Origin of the sequence: Prauserella flavalba (genome assembly GCF_003202235.1) — a bacterium.
Classification (GTDB): Bacteria; Actinomycetota; Actinomycetes; order Mycobacteriales; family Pseudonocardiaceae; genus Prauserella_A; species Prauserella_A flavalba.
Genome location: NZ_MASU01000023.1, coordinates 36107 through 57555 on the forward strand (window position 1 = coordinate 36107; position 21449 = coordinate 57555).

General features: G+C 69.2%; 22 protein-coding genes. 14 read left to right on the forward strand and 8 right to left on the reverse strand.

Annotated features, from left to right (window positions below):
- Positions 1–47: 47 nt before the first annotated feature.
- The gene (radA, locus tag BA062_RS37075) at positions 48–1421 is read right to left on the reverse strand and encodes a DNA repair protein RadA (RefSeq protein ID WP_110343813.1); all 1374 of its coding nucleotides are present in this window, start codon (positions 1419–1421) and stop codon (positions 48–50) included.
- 36 nt (positions 1422–1457) lie between these two features.
- A complete protein-coding gene (locus tag BA062_RS37080; protein ID WP_245960214.1) occupies positions 1458–2000 on the reverse strand; it encodes a copper chaperone PCu(A)C in 543 nt (180 codons plus the stop codon).
- Between the two features lie 309 nt (positions 2001–2309).
- On the opposite strand from BA062_RS37080, the gene BA062_RS37085 reads away from it, so the two are divergent.
- From BA062_RS37085 to BA062_RS37145, 13 genes are all read left to right on the forward strand, one after another.
- Entirely contained in the window at positions 2310–2801 is a 492-nt protein-coding gene (locus BA062_RS37085) for a CarD family transcriptional regulator (protein WP_009156479.1), read from the forward strand.
- Positions 2802–2806: 5 nt separating this feature from the next.
- Positions 2807–3454 carry an IspD/TarI family cytidylyltransferase gene (locus BA062_RS37090; RefSeq protein WP_210407120.1) on the forward strand — a complete coding sequence of 216 codons (648 nt, stop codon included), beginning with the start codon at positions 2807–2809 and terminating at the stop codon, positions 3452–3454.
- Positions 3451–3915 carry a 2-C-methyl-D-erythritol 2,4-cyclodiphosphate synthase gene (gene ispF, locus BA062_RS37095; protein WP_110343816.1) on the forward strand — a complete coding sequence of 155 codons (465 nt, stop codon included), beginning with the start codon at positions 3451–3453 and terminating at the stop codon, positions 3913–3915. Before BA062_RS37090 ends, ispF begins: the two co-directional genes overlap by 4 nt.
- A 16-nt stretch (positions 3916–3931) precedes the next feature.
- A complete protein-coding gene (locus BA062_RS37100; RefSeq protein WP_110343817.1) occupies positions 3932–4618 on the forward strand; it encodes an HAD family hydrolase in 687 nt (228 codons plus the stop codon).
- A 16-nt stretch (positions 4619–4634) separates the two neighbouring features.
- Positions 4635–6017 carry a cysteine--tRNA ligase gene (cysS, locus tag BA062_RS37105; RefSeq protein WP_110343818.1) on the forward strand — a complete coding sequence of 461 codons (1383 nt, stop codon included), beginning with the start codon at positions 4635–4637 and terminating at the stop codon, positions 6015–6017.
- Positions 6018–6020: 3 nt separating this feature from the next.
- The gene (gene rlmB / locus BA062_RS37110; protein ID WP_110343819.1) at positions 6021–6989 is read left to right on the forward strand and encodes a 23S rRNA (guanosine(2251)-2'-O)-methyltransferase RlmB; all 969 of its coding nucleotides are present in this window, start codon (positions 6021–6023) and stop codon (positions 6987–6989) included.
- A 102-nt stretch (positions 6990–7091) separates the two neighbouring features.
- On the forward strand, positions 7092–8528 hold the full coding sequence (locus BA062_RS37115; RefSeq protein ID WP_110343820.1) for an MBOAT family O-acyltransferase: 1437 nt from the start codon (positions 7092–7094) through the stop codon (positions 8526–8528).
- 557 nt (positions 8529–9085) lie between these two features.
- Positions 9086–10330, forward strand: a complete 1245-nt coding sequence (istA, locus tag BA062_RS37120) for an IS21 family transposase (RefSeq protein ID WP_110343821.1) — start codon at positions 9086–9088, stop codon at positions 10328–10330.
- Complete coding sequence (gene istB, locus BA062_RS37125) at positions 10330–11130, forward strand: IS21-like element helper ATPase IstB (RefSeq protein WP_075849291.1); 801 nt, start codon at positions 10330–10332, stop codon at positions 11128–11130. Before istA ends, istB begins: the two co-directional genes overlap by 1 nt.
- Before the next feature lie 271 nt (positions 11131–11401).
- A complete protein-coding gene (locus BA062_RS37130) occupies positions 11402–11959 on the forward strand; it encodes a hypothetical protein (protein ID WP_110343822.1) in 558 nt (185 codons plus the stop codon).
- Positions 11960–12006: 47 nt separating this feature from the next.
- Positions 12007–12384: a hypothetical protein gene (locus BA062_RS37135; RefSeq protein ID WP_110343823.1), complete on the forward strand. Its 378-nt coding sequence runs from the start codon at positions 12007–12009 to the stop codon at positions 12382–12384.
- A gap of 62 nt (positions 12385–12446) precedes the next feature.
- A complete protein-coding gene (locus BA062_RS37140; RefSeq protein WP_110343824.1) occupies positions 12447–13181 on the forward strand; it encodes a hypothetical protein in 735 nt (244 codons plus the stop codon).
- A gap of 59 nt (positions 13182–13240) precedes the next feature.
- Positions 13241–13861, forward strand: coding sequence for a dihydrofolate reductase family protein (locus tag BA062_RS37145; protein ID WP_110343825.1), 621 nt, complete (start codon positions 13241–13243; stop codon positions 13859–13861).
- Here the strand turns inward: BA062_RS37145 and BA062_RS37150 are convergent.
- The 3 genes from BA062_RS37150 to BA062_RS37160 form a co-directional block, all read right to left on the reverse strand.
- The gene (locus BA062_RS37150; RefSeq protein WP_110343826.1) at positions 13842–15455 is read right to left on the reverse strand and encodes an SLC13 family permease; all 1614 of its coding nucleotides are present in this window, start codon (positions 15453–15455) and stop codon (positions 13842–13844) included. The genes BA062_RS37145 and BA062_RS37150 overlap by 20 nt on opposite strands.
- A gap of 59 nt (positions 15456–15514) precedes the next feature.
- A complete protein-coding gene (locus BA062_RS37155) occupies positions 15515–16171 on the reverse strand; it encodes a hypothetical protein (RefSeq protein WP_245960215.1) in 657 nt (218 codons plus the stop codon).
- Positions 16172–16427: 256 nt separating this feature from the next.
- Complete coding sequence (locus BA062_RS37160; protein WP_110343827.1) at positions 16428–17363, reverse strand: DivIVA domain-containing protein; 936 nt, start codon at positions 17361–17363, stop codon at positions 16428–16430.
- A gap of 114 nt (positions 17364–17477) precedes the next feature.
- Between BA062_RS37160 and BA062_RS37165 the strand changes: the two genes are divergently transcribed.
- On the forward strand, positions 17478–18707 hold the full coding sequence (locus BA062_RS37165) for a DUF445 domain-containing protein (protein WP_110343828.1): 1230 nt from the start codon (positions 17478–17480) through the stop codon (positions 18705–18707).
- On the opposite strand, the gene BA062_RS37170 is transcribed toward BA062_RS37165, so the two are convergent.
- The 3 genes from BA062_RS37170 to BA062_RS37180 are packed head-to-tail and all read right to left on the reverse strand — an operon-like array spanning position 18667 to position 21359.
- Positions 18667–19560, reverse strand: coding sequence for a metal ABC transporter permease (locus BA062_RS37170; RefSeq protein WP_110343829.1), 894 nt, complete (start codon positions 19558–19560; stop codon positions 18667–18669). The genes BA062_RS37165 and BA062_RS37170 overlap by 41 nt on opposite strands.
- A 6-nt stretch (positions 19561–19566) precedes the next feature.
- Entirely contained in the window at positions 19567–20385 is an 819-nt protein-coding gene (locus tag BA062_RS37175; RefSeq protein ID WP_110343830.1) for a metal ABC transporter ATP-binding protein, read from the reverse strand.
- Positions 20382–21359, reverse strand: coding sequence for a metal ABC transporter solute-binding protein, Zn/Mn family (locus tag BA062_RS37180; RefSeq protein ID WP_110343831.1), 978 nt, complete (start codon positions 21357–21359; stop codon positions 20382–20384). The genes BA062_RS37175 and BA062_RS37180 overlap by 4 nt, the downstream gene beginning before the upstream one ends.
- Between the last annotated feature and the right edge of the window lie 90 nt (positions 21360–21449).

The window sequence follows — 21449 nt, forward strand, 5'->3', positions numbered from 1 at the left end:
ACGAGGCGGCCGGGAGGTCGTCGGGGGACTCCCCGGCCGCCTCCCTGTCACTTCACCGGCACGTACTTCACGGCGTGCACCGCACTCGCGAGATCGCCGACCTCCAGCGCCTTGATGCCCTCCGGCAGCGGCCCCGGGTCGGGCGGCACCAGCGCGTGGGTGAACCCCAGCCGCACCGCCTCGGCGAGCCGCCTGCCGACCCCCGTCACCCTCCGCACCTCGCCGGCCAGCCCCACCTCGCCGATCGCGACGAGCCGGGGCGAGAGCGCCTCGTCGCTGAACGCCGACGAGACCGCCAGCGCCGCGGCGAGGTCCACGGCGGGCTCGGTGACCTTCATGCCCCCGACCGTGGCCGTGTAGACGTCCTTGTCGCCGAGCAGCACGCCGCCCCGCTTCTCCAGCACCGCGAGCACCATGCTCACCCGCGCCGAGTCGAGCCCGCTCACCGCGCGCCTCGGCTGGTTCAGGTGGGAACGCCCGACGAGGGCCTGCACCTCGCACAGCAGCGGCCGCTTGCCCTCCACGGTCACCGTGACCGCCGTGCCGGGCACCGCCTCGGCGTGCCGGTTCAAAAACAGCCCCGAAGGGTCGGGGACGCCGGTGATGCCGTCGTCGCGCAGCTCGAAGCAGCCGATCTCGTCGGCGGCGCCGAAGCGGTTCTTCACGCCGCGGACCATGCGCAACGTCGAGTGCCGGTCGCCCTCGAAGTGCAGGACCACGTCCACCAGGTGCTCCAGCACGCGGGGCCCGGCCACCGAGCCCTCCTTGGTCACGTGCCCCACCAGCACCACAGGAAGGCCGCGTTCCTTGGCGAGCGCCACGAGCCCCGCGGTCACGGCCCGCACCTGCGTGACCCCGCCGGGAGCGCCGTCGACCTGCGGCGACGACATCGTCTGCACGGAGTCGACGATCAGCAGGCCCGGCTTGACGTCGTCGACGTGGCCGAGGATCGACGAGAGGTCGCTCTCGGCGGCGAGGTACATCTCGCCGTGGACGTTGCTGGTGCGCTCCGCCCTCAGCCGCACCTGGCCCGCGGACTCCTCGCCGGTGACGTACAGCGCGGCCCCCGCCCCGTCGGCGGCCGCCCATTGGTAGGCCACCTCCAGCAGCAGGGTGGACTTACCGACTCCCGGCTCACCGGCCAGCAGCACCACGACACCGGGCACGAGCCCGCCACCGAGCACGCGGTCCAGCTCCGAGACACCGGTGGGACGCGCGCGGGAACTCTCCACGTCGACGTCCGCGATGGGCCGCGCGGGCGCGCTCGGCGCTCCTGCCGCGACGCGCGCGATGGGCGGGCGCGTGTCACCGCGCTCCTCGATCGTCCCCCACGCCTGACACTCCGGGCAGCGACCGACCCACTTCGCGACCTCGAGACCGCATTCGGCGCAGCGGTAGCTGCTGGACCCCTTCTTGACCACGCGCAGACCGTAGCCGGGGGCACCGACAAAGCGGCGTCAGTGACCGCCTTCGCCGTGTCCTTCCTCGGCGACCCTCGGCTCCGAGGGGGCCATCACGGGCAGCTCGACGTCGACCGGGCCCGCGTCGCGGAAGGTCAGCGTCGCGATGACGGTCTGGCCGGGGCGGATCTCGCGCTTGAGGCCCTCGAGCACGATCTCGCCGTGGAGCTGCTTGCCCGCGCCGGGCTCGTTCGGCCCGATGGCCAGTGCCGTACCGGCGGGGACGGCGCGGTCACCCTGGACGGAGACGTTGGTCGCGGCGTCGGACGAGACCGACACCAGCTCGTCGTTGCGGCCGCTCCGGTTGACGATGCTCATGAGCACCTCGGCGTCGGAGCCCTCGAGGTAGGCGGCCGGCTGCACGTCCTCGGGGTAGGCGAGCTCGGCGTTGCGGATCGCGATGTCCTTCACCTCGGCCGACGCGCCGTTGATCGCCGCAGCCTGGGTGTCGGTCTGGGTGATCTGCCCCGCCCCGCACCCCGCGACGAGCAACGCGGTACCGAGACCGAGAACGGCCGAGCCCAGCATGCGACGTTTCACTTCCGAGTCCCTCCTAGCTAAGGACTTGCCCTGCCGCGCAGACTATCCCGGCGCCATATTCAGGGCGCGACGTGGTGGCCACTCGAGTGGTGCGACCCACCCCACAGCCCAAGATCAAACGTCCACAATGGATTCTATTAACGCCGGGAAAAGCATCCGCGCCCACCTGCGTGAGTATGCGAATCGACGGTTTGTCAACCCCTGGGCGCCCCTTGATCAGGCCACTGACCTGCGAGGACGAGTGCGGGTGGCTGGTTAGCCCTGGATGCTCCGTGCTAAGCTGGATACAGCGAAAGGGGCAGAGGACACATGGTTTTCAAGGTCGGAGAGACCGTCGTCTACCCGCACCACGGTGCCGCACTCATCGAAGCGATCGAGACACGCGTGATCAAGGGCGAGGAAAAGCAATACCTCGTCCTCAAGGTCGCGCAGGGAGATCTCACCGTTCGCGTTCCCGCCGACAACGCCGAGATCGTCGGCGTGCGTGATGTCGTGGGTCAGGACGGCCTCAACCGCGTCTTCGACGTGCTGCGTGCACCTCACACCGACGAGCCGACCAACTGGTCGCGTCGGTACAAGGCCAACCTCGAGAAGCTCGCCTCCGGCGACGTGAACAAGGTGGCCGAAGTGGTGCGCGACCTCTGGCGGCGTGAGAAGGACCGTGGCCTTTCCGCTGGTGAGAAGCGGATGTTGGCCAAGGCGCGACAGATCCTGGTGAGCGAGCTGGCTCTCGCCGAGGGCACCGACGAGGGCAAGGCCGAGGTGCTCCTCGACGAGGTTCTGGAAACCGCGGCGGTCTAGCAACCCTGAACGTCATCGCACTGGTTCCCCTCGAGGAGCACGACCATCGCCTTTCCGGGGCGCTGATCAATTTCCGGGGCGAGCCGTTGCTGTCGCATGCCGTTCGCGGCCTGCTGCACTCGGACTGCGTGGACCGGGTGGTCGTGGCAGGCCCGCCGCAGAATCTGACCGCGTACGAGACCGTGCTCGAATCGGTCGCGGACACGCGGGTACGAGTAGTCGCCGGGGGCGCCGGCCGTGCCGAATCGGTGCGGTCGGCGTTCGCGGCCTGCTCGGCGACACCGTCGGACGTGGTGCTCGTGCACGATCCGGCGCGACCCTTCACACCGGCCGCCACCATCCGTGCGGTCGTCGATTCGGTGCGCTCCGGGGCGCTGGCAGCGGTCCCCGTCGAGCCCGTCACCGACACCATCAAGCTCGTCGACTCCGACGACGTCGTGTGCGGTACGCGGGACCGCTCGAAACTGCGTTTCACCCAGACCCCGCAAGGCTTTCTCGCCGACGTGCTGCGCCAGGCCGGTCCGGCCGAGCCGCTCGGCGAACTGGGGGCCAAGGTGCACACCGTCGCCGGACATCCCCACGCCATGCGCCTCGCGACGTCGTTCGACCTCGCCGTCATCGAGGCCCTGTTGACCTCGGAGAAACGCCAGTGAGAATCGGCCAGGGCATCGACGTGCACCCCATCGAGGCCGGCCGGGAGTGCTGGGTCGCCGGGCTGCGCTGGGACGGAGTGGACGGCTGCGCGGGCCATTCCGACGGCGACGTGGCGGCCCACGCGCTGTGCGACGCACTGCTGTCGGCGGCCGGGCTCGGGGACCTCGGCGGCGTCTTCGGCACCGGCGACCCGCGCTGGGCGGGCGCGCACGGCGTCGCGTTCCTGGCCGAGGCCCGCAGGCTCGTCGAGGAGGCCGGCTACCGCGTCGGCAACGCCGTGGTGCAGGTCATCGGCAACCAGCCCCGCATCGGCACCCGCCGGGCCGAGGCGCAGCGGGTGCTGGGTGAGGCCGTCGGCGGCGACGTGAGCGTGTCCGGCACGACGACCGACGGGCTCGGCCTCACCGGCCGAGGCGAGGGCATCGCCGCGATCGCGACCACCCTGCTCGTCCCCCGGTAACCGGTAACCTGGATCTGTGACGATTCAGGCAGTGATGTTCGACTTCTCCGGCACCCTCTTCCGACTCGAGCAGAACGAGACCTGGCTCAGCGACCTGACCGACCACAACGGCGATCCTCTCGACGTCGAGGCGCAGGCCGAGATGATGCGGCGGATGACGGCGCCGGTCACGCTCACGGTCGACCTCGACGACGAGCACCGGAACGCCTGGGAGAACCGCGACCTTGACCCCGGCCAGCACCAGAAGGTGTACCTGGAGGTGCTGCGGCAGTCCGGCGTCGCGCGCGTCGAGCAGGCCAAGGCGCTCTACGACCGGCTCATCGACCCGTCCGAGTGGACGCCCTACCCCGACACCGAGCAGGTACTGAAGACGCTCGCGGGCAGGGGCGTGCGCGTCGGCGTGCTCAGCAACATCGCCTTCGACATCCGCCCCGCCTTCACCGAGCGCGGGCTCGACGAGTACGTGGACGAGTTCGTGCTGTCGTTCGAGGTGGGGGCCATCAAGCCCGACCCGGTGATCTTCCGGAACCTGCTCGACCGGCTCGGCACGGCCCCCGAGCACACGCTGATGGTCGGCGACAGCTCCCAGGCCGACGGCGGAGCCAGGGCGCTCGGCTGCCCGTTCGCCCTGGTGGACCCGCTCCCGACGAGCGAGCGCACCGACGGCCTGCTGACCGCCCTGCGCGAGCACTCCGTGCTCTGACCCGTACCATTTCCGCGTGGTCCTACATCTCTACGACACCGCTACCAGGGACGTGCGGGAGTTCCACCCCGCACGTAGTGGAACGGCGTCCATGTACGTCTGTGGGGCCACCGTCCAGGGCATCCCGCACATCGGCCACGTCCGTGGCGCGCTGAACTACGACGTGCTCAGGCGCTGGCTGGTCCACAGTGGACTCGACGTGCTCATGGTCCGCAACGTCACCGACATCGACGACAAGATCCTCACCAAGGCCGCCGACGCGGGCAGGCCGTGGTGGGAGTGGGCCGCGACCCACGAGCGCGCCTTCGAGGACGCCTACACCGCGCTGGGCTGCCTGCCGCCGTCGATCGCGCCGCGCGCCACCGGCCACGTCACTCAGATGATCGAGCTGATGCGGCGACTGATCGACAAGGGGCACGCCTACGCCGAGGGCGGGGACGTCTATTTCGCGGTGAACTCCTTCGACGGCTACGGCGCGCTGTCCGGGCAGCGGCTCGACGAGGTCCAGCAGGGCGAGACGCTGGCCGAGGGCAAGCGCGACCCCCGCGACTTCACCCTGTGGAAGGGCAGCAAGCCGGGTGAGCCGTCGTGGCCGACCCCGTGGGGTTCCGGCAGGCCGGGCTGGCACCTCGAGTGCTCGGCGATGGCGACGACCTACCTCGGCGCCGAGTTCGACATCCACGGCGGCGGCGTCGACCTGGTGTTCCCGCACCACGAGAACGAGCGCGCGCAGTCCAACGCGGCAGGCGACCCGTTCGCGCGGTTCTGGCTGCACAACGCGTGGGTGACGCTCTCGGGCGAGAAGATGTCAAAGTCACTCGGCAACGTCGTGTCGATCCCGGAGATGCTGCGCCGCTACCGCGCGGTGGAGCTCCGGTACTACCTCATCCAGCCGCACTACCGGTCGACGATCGAGTACTCCGACGCCGCCCTGTCGGAGTCGGCGCAGGGCTACCGGCGCGTCGAGCAGTTCCTCCGGCGCGTCGCGGGCTCGGCTGGCGAGGTCCACATCGGACGCCTTCCCGCCGAGTTCACCGCCGCGCTCGATGACGACCTCGGCACGCCGCAGGCCTTCGCCGTGCTGCACAACACCGTGCGTGACGGCAACGCCGCCCTCGACGCGGCCGACTCCGCCAAGGCGCTGGAGCTGGCCGAGACCGTGCGGGCGATGACCGACGTGCTCGGTCTCGACCCGCTGTCGGAGCAGTGGGCCGAGGTCGGGGGCTCGTCGGAGGCCAAGGCGCTCGACACGCTCATCGAAGGGATGCTGGCGGCGCGGCAGCAGGCCCGCAAGGACAAGGACTTCGCGAGGGCCGACGCCATCCGCGACCAGCTGACCGCTGCCGGCATCGCGGTGGAAGACACCCCCAATGGTCCCTTGTGGACAGTGAGAGACTGAGACATGGCAGGCAACTCCCGGCGCCGCGGCGCGATTCGCAAGGCCGGCACCAAGAAGGGCCAGGTCGTCGGTTCCGGCGGCCAGCGGCGCAAGGGCCTCGAAGGCAAGGGCCCGACGCCGAGGGCCGAGGAGCGGAAGGGGCACCCGGCACAGCGCAAGGCCGCCGCGGCCGCCGCACGGGCCGAGAAGAAACGCAACGTCGCCAAGAAGCAGGCCGAGGGTCCCGAGATCATCGCGGGCCGCAACCCGGTGGTCGAGGCGCTGCGAGCCGACGTGCCGGCGACCGCGCTGTACGTGGCGCTCAACATCGACGCCGACGACCGCGTCAAGGACGCCGTGCACCGGGCGGCCGACAAGGGCATCTCGATCCTCGAGGTGCCGCGTGACGAGCTCGACCGCAGGACCGGCGGCGCCGTGCACCAGGGCCTCGGCCTGCAGGTGCCGCCGTTCGAGTACACCCACCCGGACGACCTGCTGGCGATGGCGAGGGACTCGGGTGAGGCGCCGCTGATCGTGGCGCTCGACGGCGTGACCGACCCGCGCAACCTGGGCGCGGTGATCCGCTCGGCGGCCGCGTTCGGGGCGCACGGCGTGCTGCTTCCGGCCCGGCGCAGCGCGGGCATGACGGCCGTGGCGTGGCGCACCAGCGCCGGCACTGCGGCGCGGCTGCCCGTCGCGGTGGCGACGAACCTGACGCGGCAGCTGCAGGCGTGGGCCTCCGAAGGTCTCATGATCGCCGGGCTGGACGCCGACGCGTCGCTCGACATCGACTCGCTCGACCTCGCCACGGATCCGCTGGTGATCGTCGTGGGCTCCGAGGGGCGCGGTCTCTCGCGGCTCGTGCGGGAGAACTGCGACGTGACGGTGTCGATTCCGATGGCGCCCGGCGTCGAGTCACTCAACGCGTCGGTGGCCGCGAGCGTGCTGCTCGCCGAGGTCGCGAGGCGGCGGAGGGCCGAGGGCCGCGTCTAGGGCCCGGCATGGCGGAGGCCACTTGACGGCGGTCTTCACCACGCGGGGCTCCCTACTCCGTTAGGGTCACGTTGCCGCATCGTGCCCAGGGGGTCCCACCGGATGTCGTTCGTGTCGCCACTCTTCCTGTGGTACTTCATGCCCGCGGTGCTCGTCGCGGTGCTGGTGTGCCCCCGGAGCTGGCGAAACGGCATCGTCGCGGTGGCGAGCCTGATCTTCTACGCGACGGGCGCCGGGTCGTTCACGCTGCTGCTGCTCGCGTGCATGGCGATCAACTTCGCGGCGGGTCCCGCGCTGGAACCCGACGAATGGGGCATGCGGCCCGACAACCGGCGGCGCTGGCTGCTCATCGGCGTGATCGCGTTCGACCTGTCGATCCTGCTGGTGTGGAAGTACGCGGGCTTCGCGACCGAGCAGATCGCCTGGTTCGCGCAGCTGTTCGGCGGCGACTTCCCCATCGCGGAGCTGGCGCTGCCGATCGGGATCTCGTTCTTCACGTTCCACCACATCTCGTACGTCGTCGACATCTACCGGGGTGAGCGGCACGCCCTGCGCAACCCGGTGTCGTTCGCGACGTACATCTCGATGTTCCCGCAGCTGGCGGCCGGCCCGATCGTGCGGTACCGGGAGATCGCCGACCAGCTGCCACAGCACCGTTCGCACCGGTTCGACGACATCGCGGCCGGATTCCCCCGGTTCGCGCTGGGCCTGGTCAAGAAGGCCGTGATCGCCGACTCGCTGGCCCGGATGGTGGACGCGTGCTTCGCGACGCCCGCCGACGAGATGACGTTCGCGATCGCGTGGCTCGGCGCGATCGGCTACACGCTGCAGCTCTACTTCGACTTCTCCGGCTACTCCGACATGGCGATCGGGCTCGGCCGGATGCTGGGCTTCCGGCTCCCGGAGAACTTCGCGCGGCCGTACTCGTCGGTGACGATCACGGAGTTCTGGCGGCGCTGGCACATGTCGCTGTCGCGGTGGTTCCGGGACTACGTGTACATCCCGCTGGGCGGCAACCGCGCGGGCGCGCGCAAGACGTACCGGAACCTGTGCATCGTGTTCGTGCTGACGGGGTTCTGGCACGGGGCGGCGTGGACGTTCGTCGTGTGGGGTGTCTACCACGGTGCGCTGCTGATCATCGAGCGCGCGTGCGGCTGGGACAAGGCGCCGAGGGATTCGGCGGCGCGCGCGGCGAGGCGGGCGCTGACGCTGGTGCTGGCGATCTTCGGCTGGGTGCTGTTCCGCTCGCCCGACATGGCGCACGCGGTGACGATGCTGGGGCACATGCTGGTGCCCGATTTCGACGGCCTCTCGGAGCTCGTCGAGGCGTCGCTGACGAATCAGCGCCTGGTGCTCCTGCTGGGCGCGGCGGCGATCTTCTTCCTCCCGGCGCACCCGGTGACGGGCCCGCTGCTGGAGTCGGCGCGCAGCAGGCCGGCGACGGTGCTGCGGATCGGCATCATGACGGTGGGCCTCGCCTACGCGGCGATCCTGGTGGCGACGGGCACGTTCAGCCCGTTCCTGTACTACCAGTTCTGACGCCCAGGTGGTCCGGTCCTCGGGTCGCCCCGTTCGCATACCCTCCTGACCTGCGCGTTGTTTGTCGATCTTTCTCGAGAGTTCTCACGCCTGCCCGCCGCCTGACGGCCTGGAGACGGCCTGGCGGCCTCCGGCCACGCCTCCCCCATCGTCCCGATACGCAGCCTCCTCAGCGGCCGCTGCACCGGGCCAAGGCACGCTTTCCCGCCTGACGCGGTGTGGCGGCCGTTGGACGATCCGGCGTCCGGGGCGGTGGGGAACTGTCTCGTCGCCTGCGGCGGCGCGCTGGCACCCACCTGCGCGCGGCCGTCCGCGCGGCCCGCCGGGCGTAGCGGAGCGGGAGCCCGGCGTGTGCGGCGGCGCGGGCGATGGCGGCGGAGGCGTTGTGAATCTCGCAGAGCTGCGCCTCGCTGGGCAGCTTCTCGCCGTCCGGCGGCGGTACTCCTTGCGATCTGCTTGTGGCGCGGTTCGTCGTCGTTCGAGAAGTTGTCGCTTCCGGCTGAATACTGACCCTCTGGTTCCGCGCGAACTTTGACCCACCCCATGACGATCATGAGGTGCTGAACGTGGAGGACTGGGCGGAGATTCGCCGGTTGCATCGGGCGGAGGGGATGGCGGTTCGGGCTATCGCCCGCCGGCTCGGGATCTCGAGGAACACGGTGCGGAAGGCGCTCGCGTCGCACGCACCTCCGAAGTACGAGCGGCCGGCGAAGGGCTCGATTGTGGATGCGGTGGAGCCGCAGATCCGGGCGCTGCTGGCGGAGTTCCCGGACATGCCCTCAACGGTGATCCTTGAGCGGGTGGGCTGGCAGCGCGGGAAGACGGTGTTCTTCGAGCGGGTGCAGCAGCTGCGGCCGCTGTTCAAACCGACCGATCCGGCCTCGCGCACGGAATACCAGCCGGGCGAACTGGCGCAGTGCGATCTGTGGTTCCCGCCTGTGGACATCCCGCTCAGATTCGGGCAGGTGGGCCGCCCACCGGTGTTGGTCATGGTCTCCGGCTACTCGCGGATCATGGCCGCCCGGATGCTGCCCTCGCGGCAGAGTCCGGACCTGCTGGCCGGGCATTGGGCGCTGATCAGCGACTGGGGCCGGGTGTCCAAGGCGCTGGTGTGGGACAACGAGGCCGCTGTCGGGCAGTGGCGCGGCGGCAAGCCGCAGCTGACCGAAGCGATGAACGCCTTCCGCGGAACGCTCGGCATCAAGGTGATCCAGTGCCGCCCGGCAGACCCGGAAGCCAAGGGACTGGTCGAGCGGGCCAACGGCTATCTGGAGACCTCGTTCCTGCCCGGCCGCGCCTTCACCAGCCCCGCCGATTTCAACACCCAGCTCGAGGACTGGCTGGTGCGGGCCAACACCCGGCAGCACCGTCGGTTGGGCTGCCGCCCGATCGACCGCTGGGAGGCCGACAAGGCGGCGATGCTCGAGCTACCGCCGGTCGCCCCGGTGGTGGGGTGGCGCAGCACCACCCGGCTCCCGCGCGACCACTACGTGCGGCTGGACTCCAACGACTACTCCGTGCACCCCAGCGCCGTCGGTCGCCGGGTGGAGATCAGCGCCGACCTCGACGCGGTCGTGGTCACCCTCGCCGGTGTCGAGGTCGCCCGGCATGCCCGTTGCTGGGCCGATCACCAAAGCATCACCGACCCGGTGCACGCCGCCGCGGCCGCCGAACTACGGCAGGCCCGTCGACTGGTCGCTGTCGCTCCGGTGCAGACCGCTGTCGAGCAGCGCAGCCTGGCCGACTACGACCGACTGTTCGGCCTCACCGACACCCCGGTCAGTGCCGAGGGGGTCGCGTGATGGCCAGCAAGACAAGCAACGGCAACGGCCGCAATGTGGCATCCGAGATCGCCTACCTGACCCGGGCGTTGAAGGCACCCTCGCTGGCCGGGTCGGTGGAGCGGCTGGCCGAACGGGCCCGCGCCGAGACCTGGACCTATGAGGAATTCCTGGCCGCCTGCCTGCAACGTGAGGTCGCCGCCCGCGAAGCCCACGGCGGCGAAGGCCGCATCCGCTCGGCCCGATTCCCGTCGCGCAAATCGCTGGAGGAGTTCGACTTCGATCACCAGCGCTCGCTCAAGCGGGACACCATCACCCACCTCGGCACCCTGGACTTCATCACTGGCAAGGACAACGTGGTCTTCCTCGGCCCACCCGGCACCGGCAAGACCCACCTGTCCATCGGATTAGGCATCCGGGCCTGCCAGGCCGGGCACCGTGTCGCCTTCGCCACCGCCGCCGAATGGGTCGCCCGGCTGGCCGACGCCCACCACGCTGGCAAGCTGCAAGAGGAGCTCGTCAAGCTCGGCCGCATCCCGCTGCTCATCGTCGACGAGGTCGGCTACATCCCCTTCGAAGCCGAAGCCGCGAACCTGTTCTTCCAGCTGGTGTCCAGCCGCTACGAACGAGCCTCGCTGATCGTCACCAGCAACAAGCCCTTCGGCCGCTGGGGTGAAGTCTTCGGCGACGACGTCGTCGCCGCCGCGATGATCGACCGCCTCGTCCACCACGCCGAAGTCATCTCACTGAAGGGAGACAGCTATCGACTCAAGGACCGAGACCTCGGCCGCGTCCCAGCGGCCACCAAGACCAACGACTAGCAACATCCCGGGGTGGGTCAACCTTCACCCGGAACAACCGGGTCAGGATTCAAGCGGCGTTGACAGAAGTCCGGTGCTCGCCGAACAGCAATTTTGACGCCTGCGGACACGCAGGCTCCTCGGCGGCCTCGGCCCTCGCTTCGCCGAGCGTCCCTCCGCGGGTTCTCGCTGCTCACGGGCACCGGCCATTCTTGGCCGCCCGGTGACCTTGTTCGGGCACGCCGGGGGCAGCAGCGTGAGCGGCGGACCGCATCGAGGCAGGTGACGAGAGATGAACCAGAAGGTGGACCTGGCGAGCCGTTACGAGGGCGCGGACGCCACGGGCTCCATTCACATCGCGATGAACCCCCAGGCACTCGTGCTCAGCGTGAGCATCAACGAGGGTTGGCGCAAGAAGCTGGCTCCCGAGCAGTTCGCCGACGCGCTACTCGACGCGTATCGGGAAGCCATGCAGACGGCGATCTCGGCAGCGGCCACGGCGGGAAGCTCCGGGGCCGCGCGGGGACCGGCGAGCCAGGCCATAGCGAAGATCCTGCGCGATTACGACGACGATGGCCCATCCGCTGACTGGTACACCGGTATCCGGGCGAAACTCGATCGGATCAAGCAGCGCCGGAAAGCCATCGAGGAGTACGTCGCGGAAGCCAGGGTCGACCCGATCGACCGAGAGGTGCGCGGCCCGAACGGATATCTCACCTTCCAGCTGCAACGCGGAATTCCGGTCAGCGTCACCGCTGCGGTGCCCGCGTTGCGATCAGCGAGCACCGAGCTGCTCCGCAAGGACGCGATGGCGGCATTTCGCGCGGCGAATCTGACGGCCGAGAACTGACGGCTCCGACCGGCAACGAAAACAACCAATACTTGGAAAGGGTTCACATGCCTGGCTACGAAGTCATCAGCTCGGCGGTGCGCGCCGAGGCACCGAAGTGGGACGAGTTCACCGAGGTGGTGAAGACGACCCGAGCGTTCATCCAGGGTGCCACCCTGGAGAGGACCGCCTTCTTCGTTCTGACCCCCACGGCGGGCATCGAGATCAACCTGGCCCCGGAGACCCATCAGCAGGCGTACGAGAAGGTTCGCACCTACATGGATTCCGTTCTTCAGGGCGCCGAGGTGGAATTTCCGCAAATCGGGGACGCCTTGATCAAGGCCGCCAACAAGTACGACCAGGCCGAGGAAGAGGTCGAATTCGACCTCAACGAAATCTGGACCATCAACAACGAGTTCCACAAGCCCGCGAAGCAACACGGGTAAATCCTGTTCCTCCGCTCACCACCTGGTCAACATTCCGACCTCAACCGACCGAGGAGTCAGCCATGCCACCCACCTTCGCGGAGCTGGAGACCTCATGGAACGAGTCGTTCTCCGAAGCCAAGGACGCCATCGGGCAAATCCAGAATTTTTTCACACAAATCGACAACGAAACGAGCATGGCCGTCGAAATCCTGTCCTCCGCCGTCAAGGTCGGCGTCAAGAGGCTGGGGGAACTGAAGGACGATCTCGTTGCGATGTACAACGAGGCCGAGCCTCATCAACTGCCGGTGATCTCGTTGATGAAGCAGAGCTTTGCCTGGCTCGACAACGTCAAGAGTCCCATCTCGAATCTCTCCCCGCAGGTCACGATCTGGCGCGACCAGAACCTGTCCAGCTGGGGAGGTGGCGCGGGCCGCGCATACCTGCTCGAAAAAACGACACAACAGAAAGCTGCGATCGACGACGTCTCGAAGAATGCGGACAAGATCAGCGAATGGCTGATGGACATCGCGCAGCGGAACGTCGAATACATGCTCGAGTTCGTCGACAAGCTCGGCGTGATAGTCGGCCATTACGCGGGCGCAGCGGCCGCCGCGGCTACCCTGGTCGGCATCGCCGAGGCAATCGGTGATGCGGCAGATGCGGTTGCCGCGGTCTTCGCCGAAATGGTGGACCAGTTGACCGACGTTGCGTCCAGGTTCATGCTCGCGGTATCCGACGAACGAAAGATCGACAGCATTACGACCGACAACACCGCGCTTCCGGGCGGCAAATGGCCGGAGTCGGTTGTCGGCTAGGGCATGACCGGCGCGAGCGGCGCCGATGAGTTTTCCCGGCCCCCCGGGTCTACCCCGGCATGAACAACAACGTGACCGCCAACCTCGCCGTCTCGCTCGACGGCTACACCGCCGGGCCCGGGCAGACTCTCGACAATCCCTTCGGTACCGGGGCGGACGCCCTCACCGCGTGGATGTTCGAGACCGACCTGCCGGGGCGCGAGCGCGACAAGCAGCTGCTCTCCGACATCCACGCCAACACGGGCGCGCACATCATGGGGCGCAACATGTTCGGGCCAGGGCGCGGCGCCTGGGACCAGAGCTGGACCGGGTGGTGGGGTGACGAGCCGCCCTACCACGCACCTGTCTTCGTCCTGACCCACCACGAGCGGGCGCCGCTGAAGATGCAGGGCGGCACCACGTTCACGTTCGTCACCGACGGCATCGAGTCGGCACTCGAGCAGGCTCGCGCGGCCGCGGGCGAGCAGGACGTGGAGATCGCGGGCGGGGCCGCCACCGTGCGCCAGTACCTGGCCGCCGGTCTGCTCGACGAGCTGTGGCTTCATCTCGTTCCCGTGACGATGGGTGCCGGTGAGCGACTCCTCGACGGGGTCCACGGGCTGGCCATGGAACCCGTCGAGGTGATCGGCTCGCCCACCGTGACCCACCTGCGGTACCGCGTCAGCCGCCCAGCCCGATAGCGGCGACCATGAGCGGGATCAGGAGTGCGATCAGGATCGCGCCCGCGACGTCGAAGAACGCGCCGGAGCGGATCATCTTCGTGATGGGCACCGCTCCGGACCCGTAGACGATCGCGTTCTGCGGCGTCGACACCGGCAGCATGAAGCCGAACGACGCCGCGAACGTCGCCGCCAGCGCCGGGATGAACGGGTTGACCCCCGCGGCCTCGGCGATCGGGATGATGATCGGAACCACCACCGCCGCCGACGCGGTGTTGGACGTCGTCTCCGACACCACGATCGCCAGCAGCACCGCGAAGATCACCAGCGTGACGCTGCTCGTGAAGCCGAGCGCGTTGGCCAGACCCGTGCCGACGCGCTCGGCGAGGCCCGTGTCCCGCAGCAGCGTGCCGAAGATGATGCCCGTGCCGAAGAGCAACACCGTGCCCCAGTCGATGCGCGCCGCCTCCGTCCACGTGAGCGTGAACCTGCGCTCCGGCCAGTTCACCGGCAGCAGGAACAGCAGCGCGGCGCCGAGCACGGCCACGACGCCCTCGTCGAGCCGGTTGCTGATCATGTCGTAGGCCTCCGAGTCGCCGCCCGCGACGAGCGCGACGATGCCCGGCGTCACCCACAGCACCACGGTGACCAGGAACGCGATGAGGGTGTTCCACTCCGCGCGGGAGAGCTTGCCGAGCTTCTCCCGCTCGGCGGCGACGTACTCCTCGACGCCGGAGAGCCGCTTGACCTCGGGTCGGTTCAGCAGGATCAGCACCGCGGCGAGCACCACGAACATCAGCACGCACACGGGCAGGGCCATGACCGTCCACTGCAGGAAGGAGATCCGCTCGCCGGTCGCCTCCTCGATCAGCTCCCTGCCGATGAGGTTCGGCGGCGAGCCGATCGGCGTCAGCAGCCCGCCGACGCTCGCACCGTAGGCGAGCACGAGCATCAGCGCGATACCCACTCGCAGCCGCAGCGGATCGAAGTTCTCCCCTTCCGGTGTCTGCCTACGGATGAGCTCCGCGATCACCGACAGCAGGCCGACCGCGGTCGGCAGCAGCATCGCGACCGTCGCCGTGTTGGAGATGAACGCCGAAATGACGCACGTGACGGCGCCGAGCGCCACGATCACGCGCCACGTGCTCTTGCCGACGCCCGGCAGGCTCAGGATCCGGAACGCGAACCTGCGTGCCAGCCCGTGCCGCAACATCGCCTGCGCCAGGATGAACGCGCCGATGAACACGAACACCGTCGACGAACCGAACGGAGCCAGCACGTCGTCGGCGGGCAGCACGCCGAGTATCACGATCGCGGCGACCCCGATGAGGCCGCCGACCGGGATCGGCACCGGCTCGCACACCCAGAGCACCACGACGCCCAGCAACACGGCCGCGAGCTGTTGCTGCGAGGAGTCGAGCGCGGTCGGCACGAACAGGAAGACGATCGTCACCAGGGGCGCGAGAACGAAGCCGACCGTTCTGCGCGCTCTTTCGAACCGTTCCTCGGCCGGCGTCAGCTTCTGCTCGGCCAGCCCGCGATAGGTACTTCCGGAGAGCAGGGCCGACGTGACGCTCTGCGTACGCCCGCCTTCGGCATCATCGCTTGGTCCCATACCGGGACCCTATCGAGTCAGTGATCCACGTCACTAGGCCTCACGGCTCAATGCCCGGATCAATGTCCGGTCTCCGGCACGAGCGCGAGCTGGTCCGGGTGGAAGGCGTCGCGCTGCGGCGGCGGCAGCCACGCCTCCGGCCGGTTGCTCTTGTGCTTGCCCAGTTCCGTGAGGCTCAGCGGCGCGCCGAAGTCGGTGCCGTACGAGTCGGTCTTGTCGATTCGCACCAGGTGCGTCTCCTCGGGCGGCAATCCGATGCCGATCGCGATCACGTACGCGTCGGGCAGCTCGGAGGTGAAGCCGGCCCACGCTCCCGCGAAGTGCCACACCCGCGCCCGCACCGGCTCGCCCTCGACCCGCCAGGTCACCTGAGGCCACTCCTCGTACCGCTTCGCCTGCTTCTCCGCGTGCTCGACGAGCGCGAGAATCAGCCCGTCGGGGCGCGGCACGGACCCGTCCGGAAGGGTCAGGTTGACCAGGCCGAACGCGCCGCCGAAGGCCACCTCGGCGAGCGGGTCACCGCCGTTGGGGCACATGGTCTCGTCGTAGCGCGGCCTCGGCAGCGTGCCGATCCGGACACCGTGCTCGCTCCCCTGCCGCCGATGCCCGAGCCACAGCGCCCACGGCCGGCCGTCGGGGGCCCCTTCGAAGAAGTCCACCCAGCGAGGGCCCCGGAAACCCCAGTCGAGCCCGTAGACGGCGAAGTCGACGGGCAACGATGTTTTGTCTGCGACATCCGAGTTCACCCGGAAATACTGCACTCTTCAACCCGCATCGGCAGCTCGATCGTTACCAAGCCGCAGCATTGGGTGACGCTGCGCGAGATCGCCCGTGACGGTCCGGAGTGGACGATTCCACAGTGGAGCGCGCAAGGGCACACCCCACTGCAGTGAAGGCCACCTTCACTGCGTTGAACGCAGTGAAGGTGGCCTTCACTGCAGCTACCCGACCAAGTGCTGGTGTGGACCTCGATCAGGCCGGCTGGGTGGCGGGCTCCTTCTTCTTGCTCGCCTGCTCCGGCTCGGGCGACGGGCCGAGCCGCTCGATGGCGTCCCGCAGTGCGGTGTGGCTCGCGGCGAGGCGCTCGGCGACGACACTGCGCAGTTCGAGTGCCTCGGTGCGCTTGGCGTTGGCGTCGGCGAGCTTGCTCTCGGCCTCGGCGATCATCTTCTCGGAGCGGGCCTTCGCGGTGGAAACGAGCTCCTCCGCACGGCGCTCGGCCTCGGCGGTCTTGGCCGTGATGCTCTCGGCGGACGCCTTCTCCGCCGCGGCGATGCTCTCCGCGGACTTCTTCTCGGCGGCCGCGATCTCCTCGGCGGACTTCTTCTCCGCGGCGGCGATCTTCTCGGCCGACGCCTTCTCCGCGCTGGCGATCTTGTCGGCGGATGCCTTCTCGGCGGCCGCGATGCTCTCCTGCGACTTCCGCTCGGCGGCCGTGCGGCGCTCCTTGGCCTCGGCGTCGAGGCGGTTGCGCTCCTGCTCGGCCTCGGCGGCCCGCTGCTCGGCGTCGGCTCGGGCCTTCTCGCGGGTCTTGTCCGCGTAGGCGTCGGCGGCCGAGCGCGTGGCCGCTGCCTCCTCCTCGGCCTTCTTGCGGAGGTCGGCGATCTCCTCCTCGGCGAGCTGCATCATCGTCTTGACGCGCTCGCTCATGGCCGCGGGCCCTGACGGGTCCTCGACCATGCGGGTCAGCGCCGCCTTGGCCTCGGTGAGCTCCTGCTGCGCGTAGCTGAGCGCCTTGGTGAGGTCGGCGACCGACGCCGTGGCCTCGTCGCGGCTGCGGGCCGTGCGCTTGAGCTCGGTGGACAGCTTCTTCAGGTGCTCGTCGACCTGTACCTGGTCGTAGCCTCGGAAGACCGTGGTGAACTGGGTGGACCTGGTGGGGTTGGGAGGTACTCCGGCTTCTGCCATTCGGCAACCTTAATGAGTCCACAGGTGGAATCCCATACCTCCAAACGGACGCTTTCTGGACTGGCCCGATACTGTGCGTGCAACGCTGCGCCCACGTGGGGAGGGACGTCTGAATTGGACGCGGTCCTCGACGACATCGCCCGGCACTGGCCGCTGTACGCGGCCATTCCGTTCGTCGCCGCGCTGATCGGCTACGTCACCAAACGGGTCGCCATCGAGATGATGTTCCGGCCGCTGGAGTGGACCGGAATCAGGGGGACGTTCCTCGGCTGGCAGGGCGTCGTTCCCCGGCACGGCGGGCGCATGGCCGCCATCGCGACCGATCTGCTCACCGCGAATTTGCTCGATATTCGCGACGTGTTCGACCGGATCGACTCGGGGCGGATCGCGCGCGAGATCGAGCAGCCGCTGCTGCGGGCCGTCGACGACATCGCCCGCGACGTCCTCGCCGAGTACCACCCGCGCATGTGGGACCGGCTGCCGCCGATGGCGCAGGAGCTGATCGTCAAACAGCTGCAGGCGTCTTCACCCCGGCTCGTCGGGCAGCTCATGGACGAGGTACGGGAGAACCTCGACGACGTGCTCGACGTCAAGCACATGACCGTGCAGCGGCTGACGCAGGACAAGGCGCTGCTGGTGCGGCTCATCCGCGAGACGTCCCGGCCCGAGATGGCGTTCATCGCCCGCTCCGGCATCTACTTCGGATTCGTGCTCGGCATCGTGCAGTCGGTTATCTGGGCGGTGACGAAGGAGCCGCTGGTGATGCCGATCTTCGGTGCCTGCATCGGCTTCTTCACCGACTGGCTCGCGATCAAGCTGATCTTCGTGCCGCGCGAGCCGATCCGCGTGTTCCACCGCTTCACGGTGCAGGGCAAGTTCCAGCGGCGGCGCACCGAGGTGGCGCGGCAGTACGGCGAGCTGATCGCCCGCGAGGTGCTGACCGTGCCGAACCTGATGGAGTCGATCCTGCGCGGCCCGCGCTCCGACCGGCTGATGGCGATGATCCGGCGCATGGTGGCCGAGGCGATCGACGAGCAGACCAGCGCCGCGAAGCCGCTGGTCACCGTGGCCATCGGCACGCGACGGCTCGAGGAGATGAAGCGCGCAGCGGCGGCGAAGGCGATCGAGCGGCTGCCCGACACCGTGTCCCACGCGGAGGGCTACCTCACCAAGGCGATGAACGTCGCCAACATGGTCGAAGAACGGATGATGAAGCTGACGCCGGTGGAGTACGAGGGCCTGCTGCGGCCGGCCTTCCGGCAGGACGAGTGGAAGCTCATCGCCGTCGGTGGCGTCATCGGCTTCATCGTTGGTGAGCTGCAGGTACTCCTGATGCTGCACTGACGGCGTCGACGGCACCGTGCCGTTCGCGACCCCGCACGTAGGCGACCACGCGGCACACCAGATAGATGGTGAACGAGATCGCGGTGACGAAGAAGCTCACGGGCGCACCCGGCGCGAGCGAGAGCACGATGCCGCCGATCGCGGCGACCTCCGCGAACACCACGGCGAGCACGGTCGCCCGCAGCGGGCTGGCCGTGAGCCTGGCCGCCGCGGCGGCCGGGGTGACCATGAGCGCCACCACCAGCAGCGCGCCGACGATCTGCACGCCCAGCGCGGTCGCGATGCCGACGAGCACCGCGAACAGCGGCGACAGCAGGCCGACCGGGACGCCCTTGGCGACCGCGACGGCGGGATCGACGCTCGCGAACAGCAGCGGCCGGTAGATCAGGCCCAGCACCACGAGCACCACGACCGCCGCGACCAGCAGCGCCGTGAGGTCCTGCGGCTCGACGGCGACGATCTGGCCGACGAGGATGCCGAACTTGTTCGACGCCCTGCCCTCGTAGAACCACAGCAGGAGGACGCCGAGGCCGAGCCCGAAGGACAGGATCACGCCGATCACGGAGTCGCGCTCGGACTCGCGACCGCCGAGCAACCCGAGCAACAGCGCGGCCACCACCGCGCCCAGCAGCGCGCCGTAACTCACGCCGATGCCCAGTAGCAGCGCCGCGGCCGCACCGGTGAACGCCAGCTCGGCGGTGCCGTGCACGGCGAACGACATCCGGCGCATCACGATGAGCGGGCCGAGCGTGCCCGCGACGAGGCCGAGCACGGCCGCGGCGAGCAGCGCCGTCTGCACGAAGTCAAGGCCGAGCAGGCGCGCGGTCAGTTCGAAGTCGAACAGCTTGTCCATGATCGGTTACGACACCCGCTCGTCGACGTGATGGTGCACCTCGTCCTCGCACAGCGCGCTCTGCGCACCGGCGACGTGGATCTGCCCGCCGACCCGCAGCACCTCCACGCGCGTGCGGTACAGCTCGGACAGCGTCCGCGAGTTCATCACCTCGTCGGGCGTGCCGATGCGGAACTGGCCGTTGACCAGGTACAGCACTCGATCCACATAGGACAGGATCGGATTGATCTCGTGGGTGACGAACAGCACGGCGGTGCCGGCCTCGCGCCTGCGCCGGTCGATCAGCTCGCTCACCACGCGCTGGTGGGTGAGGTCGAGCGAGGCCAGCGGCTCGTCACACAGCAGGACGTCGGGTTCGCCGATGAGCGCCTGCGCGACCCGCAGCCGCTGCTGCTCGCCGCCGGAGAGCCTGCCGACCGGCGAGGAGGCGTAGGACTCCGCGCCGACCGAGTCGACGAGCTCCGCGACCCGGCGCCGCCGCCTGCCCGCGCCGAGCAGGCCGAAGCCCCAGCGATCGCCGTCGAGGCCGAGCCCGACGAGATCGGTGCCGCGCAGCGTGAGCTGCTCGTCCATCGCGCGCTGCTGTGGGATGTAGCCAACCTTGCGGTTGCCCCTGCCCGGCGACCTGCCGACCACGCGGACCTTGCCCGCGCTCAGCGACTGGAGCCCGAGCAGCACGCGCAGCAGGCTGGTCTTGCCGGAGCCGTTCGGACCGAGCACGGCCAGGAACTCACCGGGCTGGACATCGAGGTCGAGACCCGACCACAGGACCCGGTCGCCGAACCGCAGCCCCGCGCCCTCGATCTCGACGACTCCGCGACTCACTGACCCAGTGCTCCCGCCAACGCGTCCACCTGCGTGCTCATCCAGGCAATGTAGTCCGTCGTGCCCTCGGGCAGCGTCTCGGTCACGTCGACGACGGGCACGCCGGCGTCCTTCGCCGTGCCGACGAGCTTCTCGGTCACGGGCGTGACGGTCTGGGAGTTGTTCACGACGGCCCGCACCTGCTTGCCGGACACGAGCTCGGTGACCTGCTGCTGTGCGGCGACGGGCACGTCGGTCTCGTTCTCGATGGCTTCGGCGTAGTCGTGCGGCGTGGCGTCGGTGATGCCCGCGGACTCGAGCAGGTAGTGCGCGACCGGTTCGGTGGCGACCACCTTGGTGCCGGGGTGATCGGTGCCGATCTTCTCGATGCGCTGGGTCAGCTCGTCGAGGTCGGCCTTGAACGCCTCGGCGTTGTCGGTGAAGGTCTGCTTGGCGCCCGCGTCGAGCTCGCTGAGCCGGGCGGCGACCTTGTCGGCGACCTCCGCGACGACGTGCAGGTCGTACCAGACGTGCTCATTCACCTCGCCGTGGTCGTGGCCGTGCTCCTCGCCGCCCTCCCCTGCGTGCTCCCCGGCGTGCTCGTCGCCGTGCGCGTGGCCCTCGCCCTCGAAGGCGACCACGGGCTCGCCGCCGGAGTTCTGCCCCGCGAGCTGCTCGAAGAACTCGTCGTACCCGCCGCCGTTGTAGACGAGCAGCTGGGCGTCCTGCACGTCGGCGGCGTCCTCGGCGCTGGCCTGGTACGAGTGCGGGTCTGCGGAGGGGTCCTCGACGATCGACTTCACGTCGACGTGGTCGCCGCCGACCGCCTCCACGACGCTGCCCCACACGTTCGTCGACGCGACGACGGAGATGCGGCCGTCCTCGCTCGCCTGCCCGCTGCCTCCTCCGCCGTCACCGCACGCGGTGAGGCCAAGGGCCAGCGCTGTGAGCACCGAGGTCGTGGCGAACAGGCGCCTGGCACGGCGAGAGCTCATCGGCAAACACACTCCGTCAACATCAGTGGTGGGTGACAGTCGGTAGGGATAATGGAAACCATTGTCGGTTCAACTTTACCCTAACCGGTG